Origin of the sequence: Spirillospora sp. NPDC049652, from assembly GCF_040675125.1 — a bacterium.
In the GTDB taxonomy this organism is placed as follows: Bacteria; Actinomycetota; Actinomycetes; order Streptosporangiales; family Streptosporangiaceae; genus Spirillospora.
The window spans coordinates 1-3,895 of record NZ_JBFAOF010000713.1 but is presented as its reverse complement, the minus strand read 5'-3'; the positions used below and the strand labels follow the sequence as shown (position 1 = coordinate 3,895).

3 protein-coding genes are annotated in these 3,895 nt (G+C 71.0%); 2 read left to right on the top strand and 1 reads right to left on the bottom strand.

Annotation, left to right across the window (positions count from 1 at the left end):
• Positions 1 to 289 precede the first annotated feature (289 nt).
• Complete coding sequence (locus AB0J52_RS31185; RefSeq protein WP_500186315.1) at positions 290 to 1,156, top strand: ABC transporter ATP-binding protein; 867 nt, start codon at positions 290 to 292, stop codon at positions 1,154 to 1,156.
• Complete coding sequence (locus tag AB0J52_RS31180; RefSeq protein ID WP_500186313.1) at positions 1,153 to 1,914, top strand: ABC transporter permease; 762 nt, start codon at positions 1,153 to 1,155, stop codon at positions 1,912 to 1,914. Before AB0J52_RS31185 ends, AB0J52_RS31180 begins: the two co-directional genes overlap by 4 nt.
• A gap of 108 nt (positions 1,915 to 2,022) precedes the next feature.
• Here the strand turns inward: AB0J52_RS31180 and AB0J52_RS31175 are convergent, their stop codons facing one another.
• Positions 2,023 to 3,759 carry a M64 family metallopeptidase gene (locus AB0J52_RS31175; protein ID WP_500186311.1) on the bottom strand — a complete coding sequence of 579 codons (1,737 nt, stop codon included), beginning with the start codon at positions 3,757 to 3,759 and terminating at the stop codon, positions 2,023 to 2,025.
• Positions 3,760 to 3,895 lie beyond the last annotated feature (136 nt).

The window sequence follows — 3,895 nt, the reverse complement described above, 5'->3', positions numbered from 1 at the left end:
CTCGACGTGGCCGGACGCCCCGGCGGTCGGCCCGTGCCGTCCTACGAAGACGTCACCCGCCTCGTCGCCGAGCTGCCCGCCCGTGGTTAGTCCTCTCCGGGAAGCCGGACCCCTCTGACCTGCACTCCCACGTCCATGACCTCAAAAATCGTCAAGCCAGCCTCATGAAAATAAAGATCGAGACGTTGCAGCCTTAAAAAACTCAAGGTACAACTGAGGTGCTGCGCGCGCTGGCGCGTCGGGGCACCGTGCGGTGTCCCGCGGGGGTGACCGGAGAGAGGGACGTCCGATGGCGGTAGAGGAGGCCCCCGCGATCCGCGTGCGGGGCCTGGAGAAGGCGTACAAGGAGCTGAAGGTGCTGCGCGGCGTCGACTTCGACGTGGCGCGCGGCGGCATCTTCGCGCTGCTCGGCTCGAACGGGGCGGGCAAGACCACCGTGGTGAACATCCTGGCGACGCTGCTGAAGGCCGACGCCGGGACCGCCACGGTCAACGGGTTCGACGTCGCGACACGGGGCGCTGACGTGCGGGAGTCCATCAGCCTCACCGGGCAGTTCGCGGCCGTGGACGAGATCCTCACCGGCCGCGAGAACCTGGTGCTGGTCGCCCGGCTGCGGCACCTGAAGGATCCGGGCGCGATCGCGGACGCCCTCCTGGAACGCGTCTCGCTGACCGACGCGGCCGCCCGGCGGGTCTCGACCTACTCGGGCGGCATGCGCCGCCGGCTCGACATCGCGATGAGCCTCATCGGGAGCCCGCCGGTCATCTTCCTCGACGAGCCGACGACCGGCCTCGACCCGCAGGCGCGGGTCGAGGTGTGGGCGGCCGTCAGGGAACTCGCCGGGCGGGGCACGACCGTGCTGCTCACCACCCAGTACCTGGACGAGGCCGAACAGCTCGCCGACCGGATCGCGATCCTGCACCGCGGCCGGATCATCGTGAACGGCACGCTCGCCGAACTCAGGGAGCTCCTGCCGCCCGCCGAGGTCGAGTACGTCGAGAAGCAGCCCACGCTGGAGGACGTCTTCTTCGCCATCGTCGGCGACGACGCCCAAGAAACCGGCACCCAAGAAGACGGCACCCGCGAAGACGCCCGCGCCAGCGCCGGCGGCGCGGGCGCGGGCGCGGGCACGGCGCGTGAGGAGCGGCGGGGATGAAGGCGCGATTCCTGGGCGACACCTCCGCCCTGCTGGGCAGGTCCCTGCGTCACGTCCTGCGCAGCCCCGACACCATCATCACGACCTCGGTCATGCCGATCGCCTTCATGCTGCTGTTCGTCTACGTCTTCGGCGGCGCGGTCCGGACCGGGACGGGCAGGTACGTCGACTACCTGCTGCCCGGCATCCTGGTCATCACGATCGCCTCGGGCGTCTCCTACACGGCGTTCCGGCTCTTCCTGGACATGAAGAGCGGCATCTTCGAGCGCTTCCAGTCCCTGCCGATCGCGCGGTCCTCCGTGCTGTGGGCCCACGTGCTGACCTCGCTGGTCGCCAACGCGGTCTCGCTCGTGGTCGTCGTGCTGGTCGCGCTCCTCATGGGGTTCCGCTCGGACGCCGGGGTGGCCGACTGGCTCGCGGTCGCCGGGCTCCTGCTGCTGCTCACCCTGACCCTGACGTGGCTCGCCGTCATCCCGGGGCTGTCGGCGAAGTCCGCGGACGGCGCGAGCGCGTTCTCCTACCCGCTGATCTTCCTGCCGTTCGTCAGTTCGGCGTTCGTCCCGACCCGGACCATGCCCGGCCCCGTGCGTGCCTTCGCCGAGCACCAGCCGGTGACGTCCATCGTCGACACGGTCCGCGCCCTGTTCACCGGGCGGCCGGTCGGCCACGACATCTGGACCGCCCTCGCCTGGTGCCTGGGCGTCCTGGTCGTCGCGTACGCCTTCGCCATGCTCGCGTACCGCCGCAAGCTCGCCTGACCGTAGAGAAGGGGCCGCCCCGGGACTGCCGGGCCGGGCGCGCCGGAACGTCCACCACGGCCTCTGTGAAGGCGTGGTGGACGTTCCGTGGTCGCGATCAGGTCGTGCTCAGCGCAGGGTGACGGTGAGGCTGCGCGGTTTTCCGGGATTTCCGGCGGCGTCGATGGCGCGGTACTCGATCGTGTGCCGGCCGGCGGCGAGCTTGCCGTAGATCAGGTCGTCGATGTTCGTCCCGGTCTTGGTGAACAGGAACGGGCGCGTCGAGTCGGTCGGCCAGCCGTAGTAGTTGTACCAACCGTCGCCGTCCACGCGGAACTCGGCGACCACGTACCCGGGCAGGTCGTCGGACGGGGTGAGCTTGAGGGTGAGCTGGTCCTTCGCGGGCGGCTGCTGCGCCTGGGCGGTCACGGTCGGCGGCGTCGCGTCCACCGTCCACGCCTTGGTGGACGTGCCGACCGTCGCGGTGACGCGGTGCGTCCCCGGCCGGAGCTTCGGCAGCCGCAGGTCGCGGTCGGCGCGGACGCGGCGTCCGTCCAGCCGCCACTCGACGCGCGGCGCGGACGTCGCGGGATGCGTCGTCTCGGCGGCGATGACGCTGTTCGCGCCGACGGGACGGTCGGTCGGCGTCGTCGTGGTGAAGCCGGGCGCGGTGCTGTCCGGCGGCGTGCGCAGGGACGTGTCGACCGTCCAGGTGCGGGACCTGGCGAACGACGCGCGGACCGCCGGGTCGCGGATGAAGGCGGTCGGGTCGTCCACCCGCACGCCGACCTTGTGGACGCCCCGCTTCAGCCGCAGGCGCCGCAGGTCCAGGTCGTGCCCGGCGCGCACGGGACGCCCGTCCACGGTCCAGGTGACGCGCAGCGCGTGGTCGACCGGGTGGAGCGTCTCCAGCCACAGCACGCGGTCCGCGCCGACGGTCCCCTCGGGCGTGGAGTCCTGGATCAGGTCGACCTTCCGCGAGATCGCCTGCGTCATTCGCTCGCGGCTCACCTGGTCGTAGTAGTAGCCGAGCTTCTTCATGATGGAGTGCTCGCTCGGCCGCCAGACGCCCTTGCTGTAGTACATGCCGCCCTCGTAGCGGCCGATCGTCCCGCCCGCCTCGCTGCGCTCGCCGAGCCAGCGCCACCACTTGAGGCGGCCCTGCCGCATCTGCGCCTCGGTCAGCAGCGTGTGGTGGAGCGAGTCGGGCTCCCCGCCGCTGTAGGTCCCGCCGGGGACGCCCCGGTAGTAGTAGTCGTACTCGTCGTCCAGCCCGCCGACCGAGTGGCCGAGTTCGTGCGGGGAGATCAGCGCGGACATGGCGTTGCCGCCGGACGCGGTGGCGTACGTGCCGCCCGCGCCGCCGTAGGTGGTGCTGTTGGCCAGCGCGAGGATCTGCCGGTTCGCCGCGGGGACGCCCTTGACGAGGCTCGCGTACCGGTTCGCGGCGTCCTGGTCCATGACCAGCAGCCGCTGGATGCCGTCGGTCCGGCAGCCGCTCCAGAACGACATCGAGAGCGGCGTGTCCCTCTTGGCGTCCGTCACGCCCGGGTCGCAGCTCACGCCGGAGACCTTCGACGGGATCTCCACCCGGTACACGTTGATGTAGCTGCGGTAGGACTTGTACGGCTCGATGCTCCACAGCACGTTCAGGTGCTTGTCGACGTTCTGCCGGAACGCCGGCATGTCGGCCTCGGTGTAGCCGTCGCCGAGCAGCACCAGGTTGAACCGCTTGGCCGGGTCGCCGGTGACCTGCACGGGGACGACCGTGGCGGCGGGTTCCCCGGCGTGGGCGGGCGCCATGGCCGCGACCATGGACAGGGGGGTGATGGCCGCCGTGATGGCGGCGGCCGCGCGAATGAGCATGGCTGACCTCCTGCGCCGATCATGGTGGAGGCGGCGGTCCCCGGACCATCCCAGAGGCGGATAACTCGGGAGTTATGGGACCTGCGGCCGGTACCGGTCAGGAGCCGGTCAGCCAGGACGCCAGCCCCGGGGTGTC